Source organism: Bradyrhizobium ontarionense (assembly GCF_021088345.1).
Classification (GTDB): domain Bacteria; phylum Pseudomonadota; class Alphaproteobacteria; order Rhizobiales; family Xanthobacteraceae; genus Bradyrhizobium; species Bradyrhizobium ontarionense.
The window spans coordinates 3,277,242-3,299,963 of sequence record NZ_CP088156.1 but is presented as its reverse complement, the minus strand read 5'-3'; the positions used below and the strand labels follow the sequence as shown (position 1 = coordinate 3,299,963).

Below are 22,722 nucleotides of genomic sequence, written 5' to 3'. Positions count from 1 at the left end.
GCGGGTGCCCCGGAACGACGACGTCGAGTCCGTCCTCGACTACACCACGTGGAAATTCGACACGCTGTCATTGGCGAGCTGGGCGACCAGCTGCAGCTCCCAGTCGATATAGGCCTGCATCGCCGCGGTCGCGTTGTCGGTGCCTTCATAGGGCCGCTTGTAGACGTCGTCAGCAAGCGAGATCCACGCGTGCCGCTTCGTCTCCAACGCGTGGCCGGCAGCCGTCCACGCCCGCGTGCCGCCTGAGAGCACGCGAAGCTCGCGGCGCGTGGCAGTGCGCGCGTCAGTCAGCGCGAAGGCCGCCTCGGCACCGTCATCGCTGGTCAGCACGATTGCGCCATTGCCCGGCAGCTTGGCGAGATCGTCGGCAAAGCGCGACGCGAGCACGAAGTGTGCGCCCGGAATGTGCCCGGCCTTGTAGCCCGGACTGCGCGAGAGATCGAGGATCGTCCACGCGGCGGGATCAGCCGCGAGCTCCGCGACGCCGATCGCGGCGGCACCGACGTCGGGCAGCGGCGGCCGGCGCGGCGCGCGGCTCGCAGTCTCGGTCGGCGCCACCACGTCCGGGCCGACGATGGCGACATCCCAGCCCATCTGCTTCAGCCACGACGCCGTCATGCGCGCGCGCACGCCGTCGTCGTCGAACAGCACCAGGCGGGCGCCGCGGACGCCGACCCATTCGTCGGTCGCCTGCACCAGCTGGCCGCCCGGCGCCGACGCAAAGCCCGCGGGATGGCCGGCGGCATATTCCTCCGGCGTGCGCACGTCGAGGCAATACAGCGTGCGCGTCGCAGTTTCCGCCTGATATTGCGCCAACGTCGCATGGTCGAGCACGCCGACGCCGACACGCGCGGCCCACGCCTTGGCGTCGGCCAGCGCCGCCGCGTAGCTCGTCTGCGGTCGCTCCAGGACGCGTGCGGTCTTGCCACGCTCGACCTGGTGTCCGGCGAGCGTCCAGCCGATGGTGCCGTTGCGCAGCGCGTAGATCCGGTTCGGCAGCCCGGCATTAATCAGTGATTGCGTGCCGATGATCGAGCGCGTGCGTCCGGCGCAGTTGACGATGATCGTGGTGTCCGGCGACGGCGCGAGCTCGCGCGCCCGGAACGCCAGCTCGCCGCCGGGGACGCTGACCCCGCGCGGAATGCTCATGGTGCGGTATTCCTCGAAGCGGCGGGCATCGAGCACGACCAGATTGGACTCGCGCTCGATCAGCGCCTTGGCCTCATCCGCCGACAGCGACGGCGTGTGCCGGATCGCCTCCACCAGCTCACCGAACGCCTTGCTCGGCACGTTGACGTCGCGGAACACTTCGCCGACGCGGGCATAGCCCGACAGTCCGCCGTCGAGGATCGCGACGTCGGTATAGCCGAGTGCACGAATGCGCGGCACCGCGCGCGCGGCATGGCCCTCGCCGTCATCATAGACCACGACCGGAGCGGTCAGCCGTGGCACGAGGTCGAGGAGGCGTAGCTCGATCTGCGACAGCGGCAGCGACACGGCGAAGAACGGGTGCGACAGCGAGTAGGGCCCTTCCTCGCGGACGTCGAGCAGCGCCACTTCCTCGCCGGCGCGCCAGCGCCGCCGCAGCTCCGTCGGAGTCATGACGCGGAACTGGTCAGGCGGCGCCGCGGTCTGGCCAGAGGTTGGGGACGGTGTCATTCGAATATCCGGAGATGAAGTCCTTGGCGGTGCCGGTCTCCGAATCATACACCGCGCGGCGGATGCGGCCGATATTGCCGCCATAGACGTGGATGCTGATCGAGGAGCGGTCCGCCAGACCGTTGGAGATGGCGTGGATGTCGCCAATCTGTGGAGATACCGCCGCCGTTTGTCCAGCCCGGAGGCGCTCCGGCGGTGCTGCGTGCAACGTCCCGTCCGGTTGCCGCGCATGGCTGACCGAGAGTTCCTCGCCGCGCAGGACGCCGACGAGGCCCCAGACGCGATGATCGTGGATCGGCGTGCCCTGGCCAGGGCCCCACACGAAACTCACGATCGAGAAGCGCTCCAGCGGATCGGCATACAGCAGATATTGCCGGTAGCGGCCGCCGTCAGCCACGGCGTAGGCCTCGGGCAGCCAATCGTCATGCGCGACCAGCTCCTCGAGTTTCGGTGCGAGCGCGGCGAGCAGCACCGCCTCGCTGGTCGTGCTCGCGACCAGGCGTGCCGTCTCGGCGACGAAATCGCGCAGCCGTGCAATGTCAGTCATGTCGGGCTCGTGTCGGGATGCGAAGGATGCGGGTGGCGGACGGCGCCGACGTTTCGTTCACACGTGAGGACCGAGCATCGCGATATAGAACAGGTCCTCGTGCGACAGCTCGGCGGCCGGATGTTGGACGTCGATGTCGCGGGCGACTGTGCCGGCATCAGCACGCCGTTGCGGCAGCAAATGGCCGAGCCAGCCTCCGAACCACGAGACGTAGCGCACGATGACCTCCGCGCAGTTGCATCACGGCATGATTATCATGCCTCGACCGTCATCGAACAGAGCCGGGCGTGGCTGCGCATCAATTTGGCAGATCATGCCTGCTACAGCACGTCGTCGGCAAATTCCTTTTCCTTACCGTGCTGCGCGCGCGGCTCTGCTTCTCCAGCGCAAGCGCCGGCACCCGCTTCAGTGCCGTGCAGACGCTCCTGCCAGTGGGTGCGGAAGGCCATCCACGAGGCGTGATCCTGGAATGCGACCTCGGCGAACCACTCGACCGTGACGGCGCCGCTCGGCCAGTAGCGTTCCTGGTCATGCCAGCACACGACAGGCCAGCGCGGATTGCGGTAGGAGCGGCCGGTCTCGTCATGCAGCGACGGCCGGCCGAGATGATCGATCAGCCATGACATCACCTCGGGCAGGAACGTCGCCGCGAATGACACGCCGTGGCGGCCGAGGCGCTGCGGCATACGCATCACACGCTGGTCGATGATGGCGAAGGCCGGCGGCACCGCGCCGACATTGAACTGGCGGATCATCAGCAGGCGGAAGCCGCATTCGCAGAGCTCGGCGGGGACGGCATGGATCGCCGTCGGCTGAAGGGGAGCCGTCATGTTCATACCAGTGCTCCCTGCGCCTGTTCGAGCATGTGGTCGGTTGAAAGCGCCGCGCCGTCGCGCTGCACGATCGCGCCGAAATTCCCGGCAAGCGCGGCACACACCGCGAACGCGGCAGCCTCCTCGCGGGGATCGCCGCCCCATTTGAACGTCATCGCGACGTCGCGCGCGTCGGCCCGCGGCTCCGTGACGTCACTGAAGCGCAGGTCGAAGCCGGCGTCCTCGCCATCGAGCGTGCATGGCAGGTAGCCCGAGGTCCGCAGCGGCTGATAGGCGTCGTCGAGCGTCAGCGCGAAGGGGAGGCGGGCAATCGCCTGCTGCAACGCTGTGCGCGTCGGCACATCCGTGCGCTTCAGATAGGCGGTCAGAACGCGTGCCATCCCGTGTCTCCTCTCGGCATCTGCACGATGCTGGTCGCAGCGTGCAGATGGCCTGCGCGGAGACGGACATTTGGCCCGAATCCGACGCGACGAAAATCAACAATCTCCGACATTGCTGCCGGTCAGGGAGAGCAGATCAAATTTCGTGCCAGACGTGAGGAGATCAGTGGAGACTGTGGCCGTCCCGGTCGTCATCCGCAGACACGAGCTGCGCAATCGCACTGGATTGATGGTGGACCATCCGCCAGGCGCCGTCGACGCGCGTGAAGTGGTTGGCTGCGGCGAGCGCTGCGCCGTCCACCAGCTCGATGCACAGGACGTGGCCGTGGTCGCCGTCGACGATCGCGTGAGGCTCGGCGCAGACGATCTGCGGCCGCCCCGGATTGTTGAGGATGTCGCGCCAGCTGCCGATCACGGCGGCGCGGCCGACGATCGCCGACCAGCCCGGATGGATGCAGGAGATGCCGTCGCGATCCGCCCAGAGCGCCGCGAGCGCAGCGAAATCTCCTGCCGCGAAGGCTGCATAGAAGGCCGCATTGGCCGCCAGAATCTCGCTGTCGTCACTCATCGTGATGAGGTGAGCCAAGCCGGGGCGAAAATCAAGCAATGTTTGGAACCGCACATGTGGGGCGCTCGCGAAAGCTTGCAAGCTTCTTGCAAGAGCCATCCGAGGCGCCATCGCAACGCATCAGCCGAGGTCCTGTCATGCTCGAAACGGCCATTGTCGGAGGTGGATTGTGCGGAATAGCACTCGCGCGCAGCCTGCAGCAGCGCGGCGGCACGTTCGCCTTGTTCGAAGCCCGACATCGGCTGGGTGGGCGTGTCCTGTCGGCCAAGAGCACGGCCGGGCTCGCGCTCGACCTCGGCCCCACCTGGTTCTGGCCCGACACCCAGCCGCTGCTGGCGGGTCTGATCGCTGAGCTTGGCTTGCCTGATTTTGCCCAGCACGATGACGGCACGGTTCTTCACCTCAAAGAGGCGGACAAGACGGCCGAGCAGATCAGCGGCCCACCCATTCATCAGGGCGCGCGCCGGCTGTCAGGCGGCATGACGAAGTTGATCGAGACGTTGGCGCGCGACCTGCCGCAGTCGTTCATCCATCTCGGCCATGAGCTGACGCGCATCGTCGATTGCGGTACCCATGTGCGGCTGGTCTTCGCCACAGCCACGGAATCGGTCGCGATCGAGGTTAAGCGCGCCGTGCTCGCGCTGCCGCCGCGGTTGCTGCTCGATCACGTCGGCTTCTTTCCGGAGCTCGACGAGGCGACCTGCGAGGCGATGCGCAATGCCGAGACCTGGATGGCGGCGCAGGCCAAGGTCGTGATCGCCTATGACCAGGCGCATTGGCGCGACAAGGGCCAGTCCGGCAATGCCTTCGTCAGTCACGAGCAGGCCGTTGTCGGCGAGATCTTCGATGCCTGCGATGTCGGCGGCGACCGCGCCGCGCTCGGCGGTTTCCTCGCCTTCCCGCCGGATCTGCGCGAAGCCTTCACTGTCGGCCTGCCGTTGCTGATGGACAGCCAGATGGTGCAGCTGTTCGGCGCGGCGCTGGACGGCGGCGAGCAGCACTATCAGGATTGGGCGACCGAGCGCTTCACCTGCAGCGCGCTGGATCGCACCACGCCGCGCGGCGAGCACAGCGAGATCGCCAATCCGATGCTGCGGCGGGCGCTGTGGGACGGGCGGCTGCATCTCGGCGGTGCCGAGACCGCGAGCCACGCAGCCGGCTATCTCGAAGGTGCGCTCAATGCCGCCAGGCGCATCGAGCGCGCGCTCGCCCGCACGGCGACCGAGAGCACAGGGGCACGCGCAGCAACTTCGGTCGGCGAGGGACTGTCGGGCAATGACGCGAGCCTGGCCTGGTTCGGCTCCTGGGTCGCCGCCCAGCGCGATGCGGCGTTCGACGACTACCGGCATCGGCTGAACCGCAGTCTCGCCACCCAGCAGCGCGAGCAACTGACGCAGCTGGCCATTCTCGGCGCGACCGAGCAGGTGTTCGCTGCGGCGCTGCAGGTGCTGGATGCGCTGACCTTCGACATGCGCGACGTCGCCGTCGAGCGCGGGCGCTCCGCACTGACGCCGGAGATTCAGAAGCCGTTCCGCGATGTCATGCAGTCGCTGCTCGACGACGCCATCGCCTTCAACCGCACCTCCTGCGCGCTGTCGAACTTTCCGCACGAGCACAAGCCGTCGAAGGACTATGTGCAGACGATCCTGCGCGACATCGCCGCGGCCTGGCAGGAGTTCTCGCTTGCTGCCAACCGCATGCTGCTGGCCAAGGCGGACCCCGCGATGCGCCAGCCGACGGGGGTGTCGTAGTGAGGCGCGCGACAACGCCTTTTCGACGTCAGGTGGCCTCATGGTTCGAGACGCGCCGCATGCGGCGCTCCTCACCATGAGGGTCTTAGATCTTGCCGTTAATTCAGCCCTCATCCTGAGGAGCCCGCCTTTGGCGGGCGTCTCGAAGGATGGGCCAAGAAAAGATACAAGTGACGACCGATGAAGCTGCAGATCGAACGGCCGACCATCGAGGCGATGGCGGCAGCCTTCCCGCACCTCGCCTCGCTCAAGGAGCAACTCCGCTTCGGCGACAAGGTCGAGGTCAACCTCGCGCAACTCGCGAGCGCCGAGCTCGACTTCCTGCGCAATAGCTATCAGAAGGCCGGACCCGAATGGCATGCCCGCGCCGCCCATATCGCGACCCTGCAGCGCGCCTTCAACGACTCCGGTACGCGCTTTTCCGAGCATGAGCTGGAATCGGTGCTGCCGGCGATCGCGCGTTATCTGATCGCTGATGCCATCCGCGGCTGGATGTTCACCGCCAATGTCGCCAGCCGGCCGCTGCCTTATGTGGTGACCCGGCTCGACTACACCGCGCCGTCGAATGACGAGTCCGGCCGCGTCTTCATCGAGCTCAAGGCCAATGCCAAGGGCTCGATCACGACATCAACGCTGCGCATCTCCACAGGCGACATTGTCGGCAAGACCGTGGCCGAGATCTTCGCCGCCAAGGGCTTCCTGAAGGAGACGCCGGAGCTGATCTCAGCCTATGACGAGACCGCCGAGCGCTACTTCGCCTGGCGCGGCCGCTACGGTGCGCAGTTCTCCGGCCGCGGCATCGGCTTCTTCGCCGACGATCCGAACTCCTCGCATCGCGACATGGACTGGTCGCGCAAGGACGTCATCGTGCTGTCGTCGGGCGGCGGCAGCGCGCGCCTCGTCAACGACGAGGGCATTTTGACCGAGCGCGCGCTGACGCTCGAAGTCACCGGCGACATTCTCGGGCAGTATCTGCGCAAGGCGGCCAAGAGCAATCTCTACGACGCCGAGCAGGAGGTCGAGCAATCCAAGGCTGCGATCCCGAAGGGCATCTTCTGCCGTATCCCCGTGCATCCCTACATGCTGATGTTCCATCTCGACCTGCACCATTATTTGTGGGTGCATGCCGACGACATGATGCCCTATGCGTATCAGCCCGAGTTGAAGCAGAAGCTGGTCCTGCCCGAGGAGCAGACCGACCTGATCGATATCCTGACCGCCGAGATGGACCTGCTGATGGACGACATCGTCGCCGGCAAATCGGGCGGAACGACTGTGCTGTGCGCAGGTCCTCCGGGCGTCGGCAAGACGTTGACGGCGGAGGTCTATGCCGAGATCATCGGCCGGCCGCTCTACCGGGTGCATTCCGGCCAGCTCGGACTCAACGTCGCGGCGATGGAGAGCGCCTTGAAGGACGCGCTGACGCGGGCGCAGCGCTGGGGCGCGGTCATGCTGATCGACGAGGCGGATGTCTACATCAAGCGCCGCGAGGACGACATGACAATGAACGCCGTCGTCGGCGTGTTCCTGCGGGTGCTCGAATATTTCAACGGGCTGCTGTTCCTGACCACCAACCGCATCGACGACATCGATGAAGCCATCGTGTCGCGCTGCATCGCGCTGATCAAGTTCCAGGCGCCGGACGCCGCGGCGCGTGGGCGGATCTGGCGGGTGATGTGCGAGCAGTTCGGGCTGAAAGTCGAGGCGGCACTAGTTGAGCTGCTGGTGGAGACGTTTCCGGGCGCCTCGGGACGCGACATCAAGGGGCTGGCAAAGCTGGTCGCCAAATATTGTCACCACAAGAGTGTGCGGCCGACGATCGAGGTCTTCCGGCGCTGTGCGATCTTCCGCGGCATCGACCTCGGTGATCACGACCTGCTGCCGGAGGCGGCGGAGTAAAACCCATTAGTCGGCGGAGGTGAGTCGAATTCTATCCGCGCATCGCTCCTTGAGCGGTCGCGACGCATCTCTCCACACGTCATTCCGGGGCGCGCGAAGCGCGAGCCCGGAATCCATAACCACAGGCAGCCGTGATGCGGGAGGCATGGATTCCGGGCTCCCGCTCGGCACGACGCCGACGCGTGGCGTCGACGTCGCGCCTCCCGGGCCCCGGAATGACGATGGGGAAAGAGCGCGGCGGATCAATGGGCGCTGGAATGCGCAGAGCTATTCTCCCGCCTGTCCCAGCGTTGCTGGATTGTAGCCTTCCTCGCGCAGCACCCGTTGCACGACCGGCCGCGCCAGCATGCGGCGGTAGTGCGCGAGCAGGTTGGCCGGCATTGGAATGCCGATCTTGTCGGCCCAGAACTCGACATAGAACAGGATCGGATCGGCGACACTGAACTCGCCGCCGAGATAGGGCTGCTCACCGAGCATCTTGTTCAGGATCGCAAAGCCCTTCACGACGATGTTGCGGCCGAGCGCGCGGACGGACTCCTGATCGGCCTCATCGCGGCTGAAGGTCGGGGTGGCGAAGATGCGCGCGAAGCCGTGGCCGTGCACGGTGCCGGCGATGTAGGTCATGGTCTCGAGTAGCCGTGTCTCGGTCTCGACGTCATCAGGCCAGAGCTTCGCCCGCGGCCGCGAGCGGCCGAGCCAATAGGCGATCGCAGGCACCTCGGTCAGCACGCTGCCGTCGCCGCGCACCAACGCTGGGATCGTCGCTTTCGGGTTGATCGCGACATAGTCCGGCTTGAAATTGTCGCCGGCCGGGAGGTTGACGATGTACGCCTCGAACACCTCCTCGAGCTCTTCGAGAATGATGTGGATGCCGGTCGAGCACGATCCCGGCGTCATGTAGAACTTCATCGCGGCCATCATTGTCTCCAAGCCGACACTATGCGCACGCCGTCGCCGTACACGGCACACTTCATGCAAGGATCGGGACAGTTTCGAGAGTGACGCGCCGTGGCTCGACAATTCGGGCCGCTGCCGTCAGATTTGCGACAGGAGACGTCATCACGGTCCCGCTGCTCCCGTCGCGCTGTTGAGGGAGCGCCGCACATGACGGAACGTGAGCCGGAAGTCTTCGTGATCTGTCCGACCACGAGCATCGCGCCGGGGGAGGCGATGGCGTTCAGCCTGTCGCGGTTCGGTGACAATGGCGAGGCGCGGCCATTTCCGATCGTGATCATCCATACGGCGTCAGGCGGTTTCGCCGGCTACGTCAACAGCTGCCCTCACGAGGGCAAGTGGTTGAACATCGGCAGCGGCCAGTTCTTCAATGCCGACCGGACGCAGCTGCGCTGTGGCCGTCACGGGGCGACGTTCGAGATCGACACCGGCCTGTGCACCGGCGGCGCCTGCGAAGGCCAGAGTCTCGAGCCGATCGCGCTCGCCGTCATCGATGGCGAGATCTGCCTGTGCGGCGTCGCGCTGGTCGAGGACAACAGCTTTCCCGAGTCCTTCGATGATCTCGACGAGACCATGGAAATCATGATCCATCCGGATTGAGGGTGACGTTCATGATTCTGGAGCAGCCTGCCCGTTTCTCGTAGAGCTGCTCTCCTCCAAATAGGATGTAAGCTGCTGAGGCTCGGGCGCTCTGCTCCCTCTCCCCGTGAAGAACGGGGAGAGGGAGCGCAGCGTCTGTGCCGCGACGGTTCATGTGTTCTTCTCATCCACCGGCGCTGAATCAATCGAGACTTGTCGAGGAATTCTGGATCGCTTCGTTGCGCTCGCAATGACGCTGGCGCGATGACCTGTGCTTAGAACCCATCCGCCTTCTTGCCCCAGGGATGGCTGCCGGGGACCAGCGGCGCCTTGATGCCGGCCTTCTCGACATCGGCTGTGGTCTTGAATAGCGTCGCCTCGTGCACCAGCGCGCCGTTCTTGGTGGTCACCGCGACATAACGCGCGCCTGTGTCGATGTCGCACAGATAGCCGCCGCCGGGATCTCCGGCGCTGCGGAGATTGCCGTCCCAATCCACAAAGAAGCCTTCACTCGACATGTCGCTCTCCATCTTGTCGTTGATTCAGGTCTCGGGCTGATCGGCGACCAGCTGCGCGTAGGCGCTCTCGACGATGGCCCGGCAATGCAGCAGGCGTTGATGCTCGGCCTTGCCGATGCTGACCGTCTTGCCGCCATCGTCGGGGATGGCCGTCGCCGCCTGCAGTGCGTCGAACAGCGCCTTCTCGAGCTGATAGATGCGCTCGCTGGCACGCTCCAGATAGGGAATGGGATTGGCGCGGACATTGGCCTCGTGCAGCGCGTCGAGACTGAGCAGCGTGCGGAAGCGGCGCTCGACCTGGCGCTGCCGGATCCCGAAATCGTGCTCGATGATCGTCACGGCCGGATCTCGGGTGCCGGCGTGGTCGGGGCTGCCGCCTTGGCCGCGCGGCGCAGCAGCGTGAGGCATTCGAGCGAGGCGGCCATGTCGAGCGCGGTGAAGCCGTCGAGCGTTTCGGTGCTGATATCTGCGCCCTTGGCGAGCAGATGCGCGACGACCTCGGCCTTGCCGGATGAGGATGCGTACATCAGCGCGGTGGCGCCGTTGTCGTTGGGGTTGTCGATGTCGATGCCGGCCTCGACCAGCGCGTCGATGGCGTCGAGGTGATGGCCGACGCAGGCGAGCCACAGCGCATTGTTGCCGTCTGCGTTTCTTGCTGCGATCGCGGCGCCCGCAGCGAGCAGATCGCGGATCACGGTGACGTTGCCGAGATGCGCGGCCTTCATCAGCGGCGTGGTGCGGTTGGCGATGGTGGCGTCGAAATCATCGGCGGGAAAGCCCTGTATGGCGAGCCACGCCGCCAGCTCTGGACTGATTGCAGCCGAGCCGTTGCGTGCGGGAAATCGCTGTCGCCACGCCTCATAGCCGCCGTCCAGGCTGTACACCTCCGTGAAGCCCAAATCGGCGAACGTCTGTGCATATTCCTGGCTGGCATTACCGTGATAGCAGTAGATCAGGATCGCCGTCCGTCTGGTCGTACCAGTGATCAGCTCGGAGAGATTGCGCTGGGTGAGATGCTGCGCGCCGGCAATGTGCGCTTCGTTGAACGAAGCTTGATCGCGGACGTCGAAGCGCAGGACGTCGTCGCGCTGCAGGATGTCAGCGGCCCGACTGACGTCGATGCGCTGGAATGGGATGCGCGGTCTCATGGCAGGACTCCCGCTTCGTTGCGCGTACGGCCCGGATAGGCCGGTTGTGTCGTGATGCGATCATCGGTCAGCGGACGGCCGACGGTGAATTGATAAAGCGTCTGGAAATCGGCCGTGACGATACCGAGCATCTCATGCACGGACTCGTCGAAGAAGCAGCCAATGCCGGTGCCGCGCAGGCCCGAGGCCTCGGCCTCTAGGTAGAGCACCTGCCCGATCAGGCCGGCCTCCCAATGCAGCTGGCGATAGCGCCATGGATTGTCGCTGACGAGAGGCGCGAACTCGGCCAGCATCGCCACCGCAAAGCAGCTGTCGCCGGCGATCGCCTGGTGACAGCTCGCGGTGCGGATCACGCCGCGACTGTCGGTCGGGAGCAGATGAAACAATGGCAGATGATCAGGAGCGCCCTCGACCCGCTGCCAGTCGAAGTCGGGACGGAGTGCGCGCCGCAGGTCGGCCTCTGCATTGTCGCTGCGTGGCAGCGCATAAAGCCCGGGCGTGAGGCCGTCGATACGGTGGACGAACAGCAGCGGATGCAGCCGTGTTGCGAATGGCCACGTAGTCCAAGGCGTAGTGGTACGGGGCAACAGCGTGTCCAGCATCTGATGGAATGCGGTGCGATCCATCGTGAACTTGGCATCGAAGCGCTGCGCGCTGCGGCGATTGAGAATGAGTTCGGTCGCGCGCGCCTGTGATCGGGACGGCAGGGCTGGCGGGGATGGCGCGGCGGGAACGACGTCATGTCCTTCGCCGGCCGTCGCGGCGCTCACCTCGGAAATGACAGGCCAGCGATAGAGCGGATGGCGGTCGAGCCGGTTGGCCTGTCCCTTCCATTCGTCGGCGATCGTGGCGGGACGCGGCAGCTCCGGGCGTGTGGGCGTCGCGATATCACGCGGCGAGATCGCCAGCAGCACGTCGGCATCCTCGGCCTCGACACCGGCAAAGTCGCCCGTGCGGTCCAGGCCCATGATGGCCGCAAGCGCAGCGCTGTCGATGCCGTCGATGACACGGGCGTGCCAGCCCAGCGCGGCGGCGGCGTAGCTGATGGCGCCGAGCGCGTGACCGAGGTCGAGCTGGCAATAGCGGAATGCGCGCTCGCCATATTTCCAGGCCTCGCGCCAGTGGATCGAGGACAGGCCGAGCCACAGCAGCGGCTGCCCGGTTGGCGAGGCGTCGCGCCGGCAGCGCCGCTCCAACACGTGATCCCGGCTCAGGTAGTGATAGACGCCATCAGTGAGACCAGCGATGCTCTCGCTGATGACATAGGCCTCGGTCGGATGCAGATTGCCACTCGAGGGATTGCAGCGCAGCGCCCAGCGGTCCGGGCCGTATTCCTTCCAGGCTGCAAGCCCGAACGACAATTCCAGCAGCAGTGCGACATTGTCGATGGTGAACGGTTGGATTGGCGCCGTGCCGTCGCAGGCCTCGGCAAAACTCGCAGCGAGACGATCCGAGGTCAGAGGCAGATTGACGCGTGGGCTGCCCGCGAATTCGCGGAACGGATTGGGCTGCGCATCCCAGTCCAGCGTCTCCGGCCCGGCGGCATAGCGCTTCAGGCTATGCTTGGTGCGCACGTGATAGGCGAGTGCTATGTCGGCGGCGGCGGGGAGCTCTGCCGCGCTGGACGGTGACACGAACATGGTTCCTCACAAGGCGCGTGAGTTCGCGCATGTTGGATGGTCGCTTGGCGACCGGATGCGACTGAGCAAATTCCGTTCCGAAGAGCTGTGACTACCTGCCCAGCGTCATTCCGGGATGCGCCCACTTGGGCGCAGGCCCGGAATCCATGACCACGGCTGGTGGATATGGATTCCGGGCTCGCCGCTGCGCGTCGCCCCGGAATGACGCGTGGAAGCAGCTTGCGCGCTTCGTCGAATGTGGAGGCGGGCGGGCGGCGTGGCCGCGCAGATCGTGTGCGAATCCGGACAGAGCCATCCGACTCTGTCCGTTTTTCGACATCAATGCCGGTGCGCGCTGCGCGACGTATTGGTCTCGATCAGCGCGGCGACCTTGGCCGCGATCGAAACCCACGCCTGATGCGCGTCGATCTTGTGGCCCAATTTGAAGCTGTCCGCCATGCGCGCCGCGAATGCGGGCCCGTCGGTGCCGTGCTGCTCCGCGATGATCCACGCGGTCTGCCACAGATCGGTCTCGGTGGTCACGGCCAATCGCCTGTTACAAATCCAGCACCAGCCGGTCGCCCTTGGCGCGCGACACGCAGGGCAGGAAGTATCCTTCGCCGCGTTGCGCGGCAGACAGACGCTTGTCGCGATGATCGATCTCGCCGTCGACGACCCTGGTCTTGCAGGTGCCGCACATCCCCTGCTCGCAGGAGGTCGCGATCTTGACGCCATTCTCTTCGAGGAATGCGGTGACGGTCTTATCGCCGGGAATCTTGAAGGTCGCGCCGGTGCTCTTGATGGTGACGTCGAACACCTTGTCGAGCAGCGCGGCGGCGGCCTTCGCGGTGAAGCGCTCGACATGAACGCGCTCTTCCGCAAAGCCCTTCTGCTTGGCCAGCGCGAGGATCGGGTCCATCCACCAGTCGACGCCGCAGATGAACAGCTGGGTGTCGTCGGGCCGGTCGGCGAACAGATCTGCCGGCTTCAGCAACTGATTGTCCTCGCTGGATTCCTTATAGTACTTGGTGTTCTCGGCGAAGGACGAGGCCGCGATGGTGCCGCGGAATGAATCCGGCGACATCAGTGCGAACACGTAGTGCAGCTCGAACGGAATGTTCTTGGCCTTCAGCGTGTCGGCGATGGACAGGATCGGCGTGACGCCGATGCCGCGCGCCACGAGCAGCGCGCGCTTGGTGTCCTTTGGAATCTTGAAGCGGTTGCGCGGGCGGCTGACCTGCAGCCGATCGCCTTCATTGATGTCGAGATGCAGCGCCTTGGAGCCGCCGCGGCTGTTGCCGTCCTTCCACACGCCGATGCAGTAGCGGTTGCGCTCGGAGGCGCTGTTCAGCAGCGAATATTGCCGTGTCAGCCCGTTCGGCAGGGTGACATCGATATGGCTGCCGGGGGTGAATCCGGGCAGCGGCTGATCGTCTGCCGGGACGAGTTCGAATGAGGCCATGTTGTGGGCCTCGGTGGCCTTCCTGGCCACGACGACCGTGTGCAGGGCGTCGGACATCTGACAACTCCATCGTGCCAACCCGCTGAGACGGAGGCGATGCAAGGAGAGGGCCAGATCCGTGATGGCTCCTGTCGGAGCCGGCCCTTGGGCCGGCGCCTGATATCTGCAACGAGAGGCCGCCCCGCGGCGTCAGCCCCAGATATGTTGCATGGCGTGGTGGTGATGGTCGACCACGGTCGACGAATGCGATGCCGCCGTAGTGTGCGTGGACGCCGAGCTGTGGGCCGTGGCGGTTCCGTTGTGATGATGATGCGAGCTGTGCGTCGTCGTCTTCGTCGCCGTCGCTGTGGTGTTCGCAGCGGTACTCGCCGCTGTGGTCGTCGTCGTGCCACCCGTTGTTTTGGTCGTCCCCCCGCTGGAGGCCGTCGTGCCCGATGTCGTGGTGCTCGCGGTCGTCGCGCCTCCGGTGCCGTTGGCGATGTTGGGCGTGGCGGTGACCTTCGTCGTCCCCTGCGCGAGGCCGTTGACCGAGGTCGCGGTGGCGACGGTCGTCGCCGAGCCGACATAGGTGGCGCCGCCGATCGCGATGTTGTTGCCGCTGACGTCCATGGCGTCGGCTACGAAGCCTTGGCCTGCGGCCGTGAGCGCCGCGAGGTCCGACGTGAGCGTGGTGCCGGTGTCACCGTTGAGGATGCCCTGAAGCGCCTTGATGGCGGTGGTGGAGTCCGCCTGGAGCGTGCCGTTGTTCAATTCGTTGTCGAACCGACCCTGGAATACGGCGCCCTGGGCTGCGTCGAAGCTGGCGCCGAAATTGTTGTAGTTCTCGATCTGGGTGATCAGTGCCTGGCTGGCCGTCCCGGTTCCGTTGACGATCGCCGCCAGTTGCGCATTGATCGTGTTGGCCTCGGCGACGAAGGTGGCCCAGAAATTGGTCTGCGCCTGGTTGTCCTGAAATTTGGTGACGGTGCCCGAAAGGCCGCCTGCGTCCTCGGCGAAGCCGCCGGTGTGGCCCGGATTGCCGTTGCCGCCGGCGGCTGTGTTCAGCGCGGTGTCGTTCTGGACGATGTCGATGATGTCGAGCAGGTTGTCCGCGGTGCCGCGCAGGGCGGTGGTGTTTCCGGTCGCGGCGGCGGCGTCATATTTGGTGAGCTGCAGGTTGACCTGATTGAGCACAGTCTGGAGGTGGAGCGTGGTGGCCGCCGCAGCATTGGCGGTTTCGCCCGCTTCGATCTGCGCCAGCATGGTCTTGTTGTTGAGAATCGCGGTGATGCCGGATGCGACCGCCGTGAGATCCGTGGTGATTTCGGTCAGATTGGCCGCGTTGATGTCGCCGGAGGCCAGGGACACGACGGCGTTGAACACTTCGCCGACCGACTTCAGGCTCGTGCCGGCCGTGGCCGCGGCGAGCGTCGTCGCATCATCGGCGCCTGCCGGAAGGTTCTGGAAGGCGACGTCGGTGGCGCCGGTGTTGGCGGTGAAGGTGACGTTGTTGAGTGCGGCGGACAGATGGGCGTCGTTGTTGATCTCCGACAGGATCTCCGTCTGCAACGCATGAATCGTCTGCGAGGCAGCAGACATCGTCGTCGCATTCGTGGTCTGCGCTGCGGCCGTCAGCAGCGTGCTTAATTGAGTCTGGATGTTGGTCAGGACAGCCGTATCGGTCGAATTCAACGTGAAGGTCTGGCCTCCGATCGTCAGTTCGCCGGGATTGGCGAGGATCGCGGCGATATCGTTCTGCACGGCGTGGATGTCCGTCGTGTAGCTCGACAGGAACGTGTTCGAATTGCCGCTGCCCTGACCGCCGGAATAGAGTCCCAGCGAGATGCGGACCGCGTCGTTGAAGACGACGCCGGCCTGAACCAGATCGGTCGACAGGTTGAGCGCACTTGCGCGCGTGAGCAGGTTGGACGTGCCATTTGCAAGCGCAGTCGCATTGAAGTTGGTTGCCATTCGATCGTCTCCTCTGGCTCTACGGCTGTCGCGACGGGCCTTGCCGAGCAGGCAATGGATCGGCGAGCGCCTGCATCGAGCGGATGCGAGGACGCGTTCGCGGCGCGTGTCGTGACGTGCTGCAGCGTGTAGCGATGCAATCGGGCCGCGCGCCGCTGCGAAGTCGTCGTCGCGCGGGCAGGCGGCGCGCTTTCCAGTCTGTTTGTTTCTGCGGGGCGAGCAGAAATGTTTGTTGGCCGAGGAACGCTGCGGCGTTCTGTCGCAGGTTTGCCTAGCAGCGTTCGCGCATGAGGGAGCCGTGCTGCATGATGCAAATCGTTCGCAGAAATATTTCTTAACTAACAAGTCGAGCTGCGCGGTGATCGCGGCGTGATCGGTGCGGAACGTGAACTAACAGCCGTTCGCGGCGAGGCGGGCGCCGCCGTTACCCGGGCGCGCCAAGGCCGGATTTGCCGTGCAGCTATTGGCTGCTTGCATGGACCGCCGATTGGATGTATGAGCATCGCCCGTTTCAACCCAGCGCGTTCAACGCGAGAGGCCATCAGCCATGTCAAGTCCACTGTGCGCGACACGATCCGTGCCGACGCCCGCAGTGCGTCCGGCTGACCGTCACTCCATCATGTTGAACGACCATGGCCAAGTCATTGATCCATCGCCGGCAGGAGGCCGAGCGCGCGCGGGTTGAAGCCTATCAGCTGACGCTGCGCCGCGTCGCGCGGCCAACGCGTCCGCCGCCGGACCTGCACAATGCGATCCGCGAGGCCCAGGCCGGCTTCACCGCCGACATCATTCGTGCTCCCGAAGCGTGGAAGCCGCAGCTGAAGACGCGCGACGCCGCGCGCCTGCGCCTGGGGGCTGCGCGTCATCTGTTCGCGCGCTACAAGGTGGCCGCGCATCTCGAGCAGATCTGGATCGACGCGGTCGGGCTCGGCCACGACGAGATCAGCTTGCGCAAGCGCTGGTACATCGTGGCCGCCAGCGGCGGCTCGTTGTACAAGGCCGGCGCGTCGGCCTGGCTGTCGCGCAAGGAGGTTCATGCCTTCCTCAATCCGCTCGGTCAGGTCGGTTTCGACGAGGCGATCTGGCAGGCGATCGCGCGCTCCTACACGGACGATCCGGCCATCGTGACGCGGATCGCACGGTCCAGGATCGCGCGGACGCCGCGCGGCGAGCTCGCGTTCTGGCGAGAGGCGGCGCAGTTCTTCTGCGCGCAGCCGACGACAGGCGAGGAGATCGATGATCTCTGCGACTACATCGCCCACCGTCGCCGGCGCGAGCGAACGTTCAGCCTCAAGGGACGGTCGCTTGCGGCGCTGCGCCGGCTGATGAACGAGTGGCATCGCGACCTCGCGGTGATCGCCCGCATTGAAGCCGCGCGACGGCGGGCCGAGATGGCGCATCGCACGGAGACGCAGGCGGCCGTGGCCGCTGCGCATTGGCCGGGCGCATCGCTTGCGGAGTGGTCGTGGAGCCCGTCAGCCAAGGCGGGCGCGAAGCGTGACGACTATGTCATCACGCAGCTGCGGACCGCCGAGGACCTCGTCGCCGAGTCTCGGGCGATGCGCCACTGCGTCGCGAGCTATGCCAGCAGGTGCATCGCCGGCTACGCCTCGATCTGGTCGCTGCGGCACCAGCACGGCACCAGGACGGAGCGGCTGCTGACGATCGAGCTGGATCGCCAGCATCGTGCGGTGCAGGTGCGCGGCTTCGCCAACCGCGTGGCTCATCCTGACGAGCGCAAGATCCTGGAGCGCTGGGCCAAGGCGCGCGGGATCAACCTGCCGGAGATATGACCTGCGCCGCCCTTGTCGGCGGCGCAGGTCGCGACGTGTCCAGGGCGCGACCGCAACGACGTTTCGGCGGTTGGACAATGATGCTAGCGTGCACGGATCGTTTCCCGTGATGGACGAACGGCCCAAGATGAAATGGCGGATCGAGGACATTCCGGTATTCCATGCCGTGGTGGCGACCGGCGGCATGACCGGCGCGTCGCGATCCCTGGGCATGCCGAAATCCTCGGTCAGCAAGTCGGTTGCCAGGCTCGAGCAGGACCTCGGCCTCCGGCTGTTCGACCGCAACTCGCGGCGCGTCCGCGTCACGCGCGAGGGCGAGCTGTTCTTCCAGCAATGCCAGAAGATCCTCGACCAGGTGTCGGAGGCCGATGCGGTCATGACCGGGCTGGTTGGCGTTCCAAACGGCCGGCTGTCGGTGGCGCTGCCGCCGGCGTTCTGTGAGGAGATCCTGGCGCCCAAGCTTGCGGAATTCCATCGCCGCTATCCGCTCATCGAGCTCGACGTCGAGGCGACCACGCGCGCCATCGACATGCTCGCCGACCGCTTCGACATCGCTGTCGTCGTCGGCGTGCAGGAGGATTCCGAGCTGGCGCAGAAGGTGCTGATCGGCGGCCGCCTGATCTGGGTGACCAGCCCGGCCTATCTGTCAGCGCACGATATCGGCGACGACGTCCGAGCGCTCGAAAGTCATCTCATGATCTGCGAGCGACGCTACGGCGATCGGGCGCTGATGATCAAGCAGCATGGTCATCTCGTGCGCTTCGACGTCGGGCCACGCGTCGCCCGCATCAACAATCCGCTGGCGGTGCGCCGTGCCGTCGTGCACGGCGCCGGCGTCTCGTTCCTGCCGGAGCATTATTGCGCCGAGCTGCTCGGGGAAGGCCTGCTCGTCGAGATCGGCACGGAGGTCGTGTTCGACACCCGCGCCGCGCAACTGACCGCGATCTTCCCGAGCCGCAAGCTGATCTCGTCGCGGGCGCGCGCCTTCCTGGATTTTCTCGAGGAGATTTGCACCGGGCCGCGCGTACCCTGATCCGTCAGACGGTAAATGTGCCGTCCGCCAGGCTCAAGGGAGCCGATGGAACGATGGCGGCAATGGCTCTCGCACCAGTTTGCTCAGATCGAGGGTTTCGCCGCTGTCGGCAATGTCCGAGAACAGCACCTCGATGAAGGGATACTGACGGTTGGATGTGATCCCGCGCTGGTATTTCTTGCTCACGATCCGCTTGAGCGCTGCAAGGTTCAGTTTTCCCAGCGCATTGTACTGGCCGCGGAACAGGCTCTGCCGTCCGCCCGTATGTTCGATCGACTCGGCCCAGACGTCCATCACCTTCCGGCTGATGAATGCCTCGACGGCCAAAGCGCCATCCTGGGCGAGCAGGTGCAATCCGTCCATCGTATGCGGCTGCTCGTCGACGCGAAATTGGCTCAGTGACATCGGAGATCCTCCTCTGTTGTCGTGCATCGGCAGTCTCGTCGGAGCGTTGAGAGCGGCGATCGGTGCGTCCAACGTGTAGGAGAAGCCCGACGACGCATAGTTCAACTGCACCTTGCCCCTGATCTGTGTGCCGAGCGTTTCGATCAGCCGTGTCCCGAAGCTTCGGCTGGCGGGCTGTCGAACGGCCGGGCCGTGCTTTTCGGTCCAGGCGAAGTGCACGTTCTGCGTCTGTCGATCGACGGTCCAAAGCAGATCGACACGCCCCTCCGGCACGGAGAGCGCGCCGAATTTCAGGGCGTTCGTGCACAGCTCATTGAGTGTCATCGCAATGGCGACGACGGCATCCGGCGTCACCAGGACATCGGGTCCGGAGATCGAAAACCGTGATTCATCGGGAGTGTCGAAGGCCTGGATGGAACTGCGGATCACCGTGCCGAGATCGGCGCTGGACAATTTCGCCTGCAGGAGGAGATCGTGCGCATGTCCGAGCGCTAGCAGGCGGCCGGAGATGGCATGCCGCGCGCCCTCGGCTTCCGGCAGGTTGCGAAGGCTCTGGGAGACAATGGCGTTGACGGTCGCGAGCGTGTTCTTGATGCGGTGGTGCAGTTCCTCGAGAATCAGCTTCTGCAGCCTGCCGACCGCTTCGCGCTCTCTCGCTTCGATCTCAGCCTTCTTGGACCGTGTCTTTGCATCGCTCTCGGCCTCGGCGAGGAGACGTTTCAGGCTGCGAATCTCTGCAGTCAGAAAGTCCCCGTCCGTAACGGCGCCGTGCGGAGGCGGCTCTGTGGTGAGATGGACTTCGAGCATGTGCTGATTGTCCCTGCATCGGATGCCGCGATCGGAGCCTCGGCGGTCGCGTGAGAGCAGACCAGCGCCCGGCCGTCACTTCACCGGCAGGCTGAGCGTCCCGCTGAAGTGCGTGAGGAGCTCAGCGGCGTTCGCGAGGATCTTGGCCGCCTTCATCGCCGCTCCGCGTTCGCCGCCAGGTTGCATCCGCTCGGCTTTCTCCAGCGCGTTCTCCGCCTTGATGGTGAGCGCCGCGGCCAGCGACAACGGATCCCGCTGCGCCGGCTTGGAGGAACTGTTGGCCTGGACAGGCAGCGGCCCGCTGCGGGCGGCTACCATTGAACCAGCACCGCAGTGACGATCAGCAATCCAAAAGAGATCGGCACGAGAACAGGAGGCGCCATCCACTCGCGAGTACTGGATATCGCAGTCTCAGACTTGGAGGTGTCAGATTTCGAGCTATTCAACATGCGGTCCGCCTTCCTGATCGCGGCGGGAGCGCAATGCTCTCAGTCACCGATGGCAGCCGGGAGACGCGCGGTGATCATCAACATATGGTGCGCGCGGACGCATTTAGCGAGGCCGGCTGAAAACTATTTGCCAAACGAGAAGGTTGCATCCGCTTCCCGGTGTCGCCAGCTGCAGGCCGGCAGACCGGTCTGTCTCGACATCGACACTTTGAAGCGATCCTGCGCGAAACGGTTCGAAGGCCGCAGATTGCTCGGCGGCCTTCGAGGTGTCTGCCTCGATGTTTGGTCAGTAGCGGCCGGTCCCGATGCCGACGCTCACGCCGGGTGCGCGGATGCCGACGCCGCCGCGGTCGTCCCGATCGCGCCGCTCCATATGGCGCTCGCGAGGCCCATACCGATGCTCCTCGCGGATGACGACATGGCGGCCGCGGTCTTCGCGCCAGCAGCGGCCGTTCTCGTTGCAGACCATGCGAACCTGCTGAATATGGCTTTCGGGGACGATCGATGCACCGGCCGAGAGCGGGGCAGCGGAGGCCGCTGCAGCCATCAATGTGCTCGCTGCGGCTGCGAGAGTGATCGTAAGTGCCTTCATGGCCATGACATGTCTCCGTGTGGGGGGAATTGCGTCATGGAGCCAATCGGCTCGCAGTCCTATGGTTCCCTCGGCGGCGGCATTTCGTTTCAGCCCCAAGGCTCACCCCAAGGCTCCCATCAAGGCTCCCGCGCCGAACGGTCGCTCGCGGGGCCGCCTCGTCGAGATCGGCAGGAACGTCGTATTCGACCTGCGCGGACACGATTGAGCTTGCTCGTCCCGCGATTGCCAGGGTTGCCGATGACTCTTGCGAGGAAGCGGTCTAAGGAGCGCGGCTCGTGAATTGAAGCGTCAGGCGAGAGGTGGGCCGCCATGAGTTTACGTGAGCAGTGGGAAACGCAGGCCGGCCAGTGGCTCGCCTGGGCAAGGACGCCGGGTCACGACAGCTTCTGGCGTCACCATTGCGAGCAGTTCAGTCGATTGCTCCCGCCTGCTGGCGCGCTCACGCTCGACCTCGGCTGCGGCGAGGGCCGGCTGTCCCGGCACCTCACATCCGAGGGGCACAAGATGGTTGGCGTCGATGCGTCGCCGTTCCTGATCGCCGCGGCCCGAACGGCCGATCCCGCGATCGATGTTGTTCGCGCCGATGCGGCTGCGCTGCCGCTTGCCGATGGCTGCGTGGATCTGGCGATCGCCTTCATGGCGCTGCAGGACGTCGATGCGATGCCGGCCGCGGTGCGCGAGCTCGCGCGGGTGCTGAGGCCAGGCGGCCGATTCTGCATGGCGATCGTCCATCCGCTCAATTCTGCCGGACGGTTCGAAAGCCTGGCGTCGGATGCGCCTTTTGTCATCAAGGGGAGCTACCTGGAGTCCTTCATGTTCAGCGATGCGATCGAACGCGACGGGCTGAGCATGATCTTCCACAGCGCGCATCGCCCGCTGCGGAGCTATTTCGCCGCGTTGGAGGAAGCAGGATTCCTGATCGAGGCGCTGCGCGAGCCGACCATTCCCGAGGAGACCATCACCCGCGACAGCAGCCGGCGCTGGCTGCGCGTGCCGCTGTTCCTGCATCTGCGCTGCCTGCGCCCGTGACGCCGGAGCGCGGCGATGCTGCGCTCCGGCTGGCAAGGGTCATCCCCGCCGCGCGGCCTCGATCGCGGCGACGTCGATCTTCTTCATCGTCATCATCGCGGCGAAGGCGCGCTTGGCCTCGGCTCCGCCGGCGGCCATCGCGTCGGTCAGCGCGCGCGGCGTGATCTGCCAGGAGAGGCCCCATCTGTCCTTGCACCAGCCGCACTGGCTTTCCGTCCCGCCATTGCCGACGATGGCGTTCCAGTAGCGGTCGGTTTCGGCCTGGTCGTCAGTCGCGATCTGGAACGAGAAGGATTCGTTGTGGGAGAACACGGGGCCGCCATTGAGGCCGAGGCAGGGGATGCCACACACCGTGAATTGCACCGTCAGTACGTCACCTGCTTTGCCGGACGGATAGTCGCCCGGCGCGCGGTGCACGGCCGTCACGTGGCTGTCAGGAAACAACTCGGCATAGAACCGCGCGGCCGCCTCGGCGTCCTTGTCGAACCACAGACAGATCGTGTTCTTGTTCGTCGGCATCGCAGGGGTCCTCTCCAGTCCGGGTGCAGGCCACGCTTCAACCTTTGATAGGCGGCCATTTGGGTGTGCTCAAGCCGGCTCGTATCGATCCGGCTGACCCAAGGACGGTCCGCATGCGCACATCCCGACACGACGGTCGGCGTTTCCAGCAGATTTTTTTCAGGTGGTCTGCAGCGGTTCGGTTCCGTTACCAGTCAACGGTTGTGGTTTTGGCGCAGCCATATC

24 protein-coding genes and 1 pseudogene are annotated in these 22,722 nt (G+C 65.5%); 6 read left to right on the top strand and 19 right to left on the bottom strand.

Annotated elements, in window-relative coordinates:
• Positions 1 to 39 precede the first annotated feature (39 nt).
• The 6 genes from LQG66_RS14920 to LQG66_RS14895 form a co-directional block, all read right to left on the bottom strand.
• A complete protein-coding gene (locus LQG66_RS14920) occupies positions 40 to 1,659 on the bottom strand; it encodes a rhodanese-like domain-containing protein (protein WP_231326965.1) in 1,620 nt (539 codons plus the stop codon).
• Positions 1,616 to 2,206, bottom strand: a complete 591-nt coding sequence (locus tag LQG66_RS14915) for a cysteine dioxygenase family protein (protein ID WP_231326964.1) — start codon at positions 2,204 to 2,206, stop codon at positions 1,616 to 1,618. Before LQG66_RS14915 ends, LQG66_RS14920 begins: the two co-directional genes overlap by 44 nt.
• A 57-nt stretch (positions 2,207 to 2,263) precedes the next feature.
• A complete protein-coding gene (locus LQG66_RS14910) occupies positions 2,264 to 2,425 on the bottom strand; it encodes a hypothetical protein (protein WP_231326963.1) in 162 nt (53 codons plus the stop codon).
• A gap of 101 nt (positions 2,426 to 2,526) precedes the next feature.
• Positions 2,527 to 3,036, bottom strand: coding sequence for a hypothetical protein (locus LQG66_RS14905; RefSeq protein ID WP_231326962.1), 510 nt, complete (start codon positions 3,034 to 3,036; stop codon positions 2,527 to 2,529).
• Positions 3,037 to 3,038: 2 nt separating this feature from the next.
• A complete protein-coding gene (locus LQG66_RS14900; RefSeq protein WP_231326961.1) occupies positions 3,039 to 3,419 on the bottom strand; it encodes a hypothetical protein in 381 nt (126 codons plus the stop codon).
• 163 nt (positions 3,420 to 3,582) lie between these two features.
• The gene (locus LQG66_RS14895) at positions 3,583 to 3,987 is read right to left on the bottom strand and encodes a nuclear transport factor 2 family protein (protein WP_231326960.1); all 405 of its coding nucleotides are present in this window, start codon (positions 3,985 to 3,987) and stop codon (positions 3,583 to 3,585) included.
• A 137-nt stretch (positions 3,988 to 4,124) separates the two neighbouring features.
• On the opposite strand from LQG66_RS14895, the gene LQG66_RS14890 reads away from it, so the two are divergent.
• Both LQG66_RS14890 and LQG66_RS14885 read left to right on the top strand, forming a co-directional pair.
• Positions 4,125 to 5,738: a flavin monoamine oxidase family protein gene (locus LQG66_RS14890; protein WP_231326959.1), complete on the top strand. Its 1,614-nt coding sequence runs from the start codon at positions 4,125 to 4,127 to the stop codon at positions 5,736 to 5,738.
• 180 nt (positions 5,739 to 5,918) lie between these two features.
• Complete coding sequence (locus LQG66_RS14885; RefSeq protein ID WP_231326958.1) at positions 5,919 to 7,637, top strand: ATP-binding protein; 1,719 nt, start codon at positions 5,919 to 5,921, stop codon at positions 7,635 to 7,637.
• A gap of 267 nt (positions 7,638 to 7,904) precedes the next feature.
• Here the strand turns inward: LQG66_RS14885 and LQG66_RS14880 are convergent, their stop codons facing one another.
• Positions 7,905 to 8,546: a glutathione S-transferase family protein gene (locus tag LQG66_RS14880; protein ID WP_231327791.1), complete on the bottom strand. Its 642-nt coding sequence runs from the start codon at positions 8,544 to 8,546 to the stop codon at positions 7,905 to 7,907.
• A gap of 195 nt (positions 8,547 to 8,741) precedes the next feature.
• Between LQG66_RS14880 and LQG66_RS14875 the strand changes: the two genes are divergently transcribed.
• Positions 8,742 to 9,191 (top strand): Rieske (2Fe-2S) protein, encoded by a 450-nt coding sequence (locus LQG66_RS14875; RefSeq protein WP_231326957.1) that lies wholly within the window; start codon positions 8,742 to 8,744, stop codon positions 9,189 to 9,191.
• 254 nt (positions 9,192 to 9,445) lie between these two features.
• On the opposite strand, the gene LQG66_RS14870 is transcribed toward LQG66_RS14875, so the two are convergent.
• The 7 genes from LQG66_RS14870 to LQG66_RS14840 all read right to left on the bottom strand — a co-directional run bounded on the left by LQG66_RS14870 (position 9,446) and on the right by LQG66_RS14840 (position 15,867).
• Entirely contained in the window at positions 9,446 to 9,688 is a 243-nt protein-coding gene (locus LQG66_RS14870) for a hypothetical protein (protein WP_231326956.1), read from the bottom strand.
• A 24-nt stretch (positions 9,689 to 9,712) separates the two neighbouring features.
• Positions 9,713 to 10,027 (bottom strand): hypothetical protein, encoded by a 315-nt coding sequence (locus LQG66_RS14865; RefSeq protein ID WP_231326955.1) that lies wholly within the window; start codon positions 10,025 to 10,027, stop codon positions 9,713 to 9,715.
• Positions 10,024 to 10,836, bottom strand: a complete 813-nt coding sequence (locus LQG66_RS14860) for an ankyrin repeat domain-containing protein (protein ID WP_231326954.1) — start codon at positions 10,834 to 10,836, stop codon at positions 10,024 to 10,026. The genes LQG66_RS14865 and LQG66_RS14860 overlap by 4 nt, the downstream gene beginning before the upstream one ends.
• Complete coding sequence (locus LQG66_RS14855) at positions 10,833 to 12,476, bottom strand: nitroreductase family protein (RefSeq protein ID WP_231326953.1); 1,644 nt, start codon at positions 12,474 to 12,476, stop codon at positions 10,833 to 10,835. The genes LQG66_RS14860 and LQG66_RS14855 overlap by 4 nt, the downstream gene beginning before the upstream one ends.
• A 318-nt stretch (positions 12,477 to 12,794) precedes the next feature.
• Positions 12,795 to 12,998: a hypothetical protein gene (locus LQG66_RS14850; RefSeq protein WP_231326952.1), complete on the bottom strand. Its 204-nt coding sequence runs from the start codon at positions 12,996 to 12,998 to the stop codon at positions 12,795 to 12,797.
• Positions 12,999 to 13,011: 13 nt separating this feature from the next.
• Complete coding sequence (locus LQG66_RS14845) at positions 13,012 to 13,974, bottom strand: PDR/VanB family oxidoreductase (RefSeq protein WP_231326951.1); 963 nt, start codon at positions 13,972 to 13,974, stop codon at positions 13,012 to 13,014.
• Positions 13,975 to 14,106: 132 nt separating this feature from the next.
• Positions 14,107 to 15,867, bottom strand: coding sequence for a hypothetical protein (locus LQG66_RS14840; RefSeq protein WP_231326950.1), 1,761 nt, complete (start codon positions 15,865 to 15,867; stop codon positions 14,107 to 14,109).
• Positions 15,868 to 16,499: 632 nt separating this feature from the next.
• Between LQG66_RS14840 and LQG66_RS14835 the strand changes: the two genes are divergently transcribed.
• Together LQG66_RS14835 and LQG66_RS14830 are read left to right on the top strand one after the other, a co-directional pair.
• Positions 16,500 to 17,660 carry a PcfJ domain-containing protein gene (locus tag LQG66_RS14835; protein WP_231326949.1) on the top strand — a complete coding sequence of 387 codons (1,161 nt, stop codon included), beginning with the start codon at positions 16,500 to 16,502 and terminating at the stop codon, positions 17,658 to 17,660.
• 109 nt (positions 17,661 to 17,769) lie between these two features.
• Positions 17,770 to 18,693 carry a LysR family transcriptional regulator gene (locus tag LQG66_RS14830; RefSeq protein ID WP_231326948.1) on the top strand — a complete coding sequence of 308 codons (924 nt, stop codon included), beginning with the start codon at positions 17,770 to 17,772 and terminating at the stop codon, positions 18,691 to 18,693.
• A 33-nt stretch (positions 18,694 to 18,726) separates the two neighbouring features.
• On the opposite strand, the gene LQG66_RS14825 is transcribed toward LQG66_RS14830, so the two are convergent.
• From LQG66_RS14825 to LQG66_RS14810, 4 genes and pseudogenes are all read right to left on the bottom strand, one after another.
• A complete protein-coding gene (locus LQG66_RS14825; RefSeq protein WP_231327790.1) occupies positions 18,727 to 19,098 on the bottom strand; it encodes a signal transduction histidine kinase in 372 nt (123 codons plus the stop codon).
• A 372-nt stretch (positions 19,099 to 19,470) separates the two neighbouring features.
• Positions 19,471 to 19,905 (bottom strand): annotated as a pseudogene (locus LQG66_RS37410) (HWE histidine kinase domain-containing protein); the annotation flags it as partial.
• Between the two features lie 75 nt (positions 19,906 to 19,980).
• Positions 19,981 to 20,223, bottom strand: a complete 243-nt coding sequence (locus LQG66_RS14815; protein WP_231326947.1) for a hypothetical protein — start codon at positions 20,221 to 20,223, stop codon at positions 19,981 to 19,983.
• Positions 20,224 to 20,640: 417 nt separating this feature from the next.
• Entirely contained in the window at positions 20,641 to 20,946 is a 306-nt protein-coding gene (locus LQG66_RS14810; protein WP_231327789.1) for a hypothetical protein, read from the bottom strand.
• Positions 20,947 to 21,258: 312 nt separating this feature from the next.
• Between LQG66_RS14810 and LQG66_RS14805 the strand changes: the two genes are divergently transcribed.
• The gene (locus tag LQG66_RS14805; RefSeq protein WP_231326946.1) at positions 21,259 to 21,978 is read left to right on the top strand and encodes a class I SAM-dependent methyltransferase; all 720 of its coding nucleotides are present in this window, start codon (positions 21,259 to 21,261) and stop codon (positions 21,976 to 21,978) included.
• Positions 21,979 to 22,017: 39 nt separating this feature from the next.
• Here LQG66_RS14805 and LQG66_RS14800 read toward each other — a convergent pair whose 3' ends face one another.
• Complete coding sequence (locus LQG66_RS14800; protein WP_231326945.1) at positions 22,018 to 22,497, bottom strand: VOC family protein; 480 nt, start codon at positions 22,495 to 22,497, stop codon at positions 22,018 to 22,020.
• Positions 22,498 to 22,722 lie beyond the last annotated feature (225 nt).

Excerpts from the sequence above, each read along its gene's own strand:
- LQG66_RS14920 (WP_231326965.1), bottom strand. The coding sequence starts at position 1,659 with ATGACACCGTCCCCAACCTCTGGCCAGACCGCGGCGCCGCCTGACCAG.
- LQG66_RS14915 (WP_231326964.1), bottom strand. The coding sequence starts at position 2,206 with ATGACTGACATTGCACGGCTGCGCGATTTCGTCGCCGAGACGGCACGC.
- LQG66_RS14905 (WP_231326962.1), bottom strand. The coding sequence starts at position 3,036 with ATGACGGCTCCCCTTCAGCCGACGGCGATCCATGCCGTCCCCGCCGAG.
- LQG66_RS14900 (WP_231326961.1), bottom strand. The coding sequence starts at position 3,419 with ATGGCACGCGTTCTGACCGCCTATCTGAAGCGCACGGATGTGCCGACG.
- LQG66_RS14895 (WP_231326960.1), bottom strand. The coding sequence starts at position 3,987 with ATGAGTGACGACAGCGAGATTCTGGCGGCCAATGCGGCCTTCTATGCA.
- LQG66_RS14890 (WP_231326959.1), top strand. The coding sequence starts at position 4,125 with ATGCTCGAAACGGCCATTGTCGGAGGTGGATTGTGCGGAATAGCACTC.
- LQG66_RS14885 (WP_231326958.1), top strand. The coding sequence starts at position 5,919 with ATGAAGCTGCAGATCGAACGGCCGACCATCGAGGCGATGGCGGCAGCC.
- LQG66_RS14880 (WP_231327791.1), bottom strand. The coding sequence starts at position 8,546 with ATGAAGTTCTACATGACGCCGGGATCGTGCTCGACCGGCATCCACATC.
- LQG66_RS14875 (WP_231326957.1), top strand. The coding sequence starts at position 8,742 with ATGACGGAACGTGAGCCGGAAGTCTTCGTGATCTGTCCGACCACGAGC.
- LQG66_RS14870 (WP_231326956.1), bottom strand. The coding sequence starts at position 9,688 with ATGTCGAGTGAAGGCTTCTTTGTGGATTGGGACGGCAATCTCCGCAGC.
- LQG66_RS14860 (WP_231326954.1), bottom strand. The coding sequence starts at position 10,836 with ATGAGACCGCGCATCCCATTCCAGCGCATCGACGTCAGTCGGGCCGCT.
- LQG66_RS14855 (WP_231326953.1), bottom strand. The coding sequence starts at position 12,476 with ATGTTCGTGTCACCGTCCAGCGCGGCAGAGCTCCCCGCCGCCGCCGAC.
- LQG66_RS14845 (WP_231326951.1), bottom strand. The coding sequence starts at position 13,974 with ATGTCCGACGCCCTGCACACGGTCGTCGTGGCCAGGAAGGCCACCGAG.
- LQG66_RS14840 (WP_231326950.1), bottom strand. The coding sequence starts at position 15,867 with ATGGCAACCAACTTCAATGCGACTGCGCTTGCAAATGGCACGTCCAAC.
- LQG66_RS14835 (WP_231326949.1), top strand. The coding sequence starts at position 16,500 with ATGGCCAAGTCATTGATCCATCGCCGGCAGGAGGCCGAGCGCGCGCGG.
- LQG66_RS14830 (WP_231326948.1), top strand. The coding sequence starts at position 17,770 with ATGGACGAACGGCCCAAGATGAAATGGCGGATCGAGGACATTCCGGTA.
- LQG66_RS14825 (WP_231327790.1), bottom strand. The coding sequence starts at position 19,098 with ATGTCACTGAGCCAATTTCGCGTCGACGAGCAGCCGCATACGATGGAC.
- LQG66_RS14815 (WP_231326947.1), bottom strand. The coding sequence starts at position 20,223 with ATGGTAGCCGCCCGCAGCGGGCCGCTGCCTGTCCAGGCCAACAGTTCC.
- LQG66_RS14810 (WP_231327789.1), bottom strand. The coding sequence starts at position 20,946 with ATGAAGGCACTTACGATCACTCTCGCAGCCGCAGCGAGCACATTGATG.
- LQG66_RS14805 (WP_231326946.1), top strand. The coding sequence starts at position 21,259 with ATGAGTTTACGTGAGCAGTGGGAAACGCAGGCCGGCCAGTGGCTCGCC.
- LQG66_RS14800 (WP_231326945.1), bottom strand. The coding sequence starts at position 22,497 with ATGCCGACGAACAAGAACACGATCTGTCTGTGGTTCGACAAGGACGCC.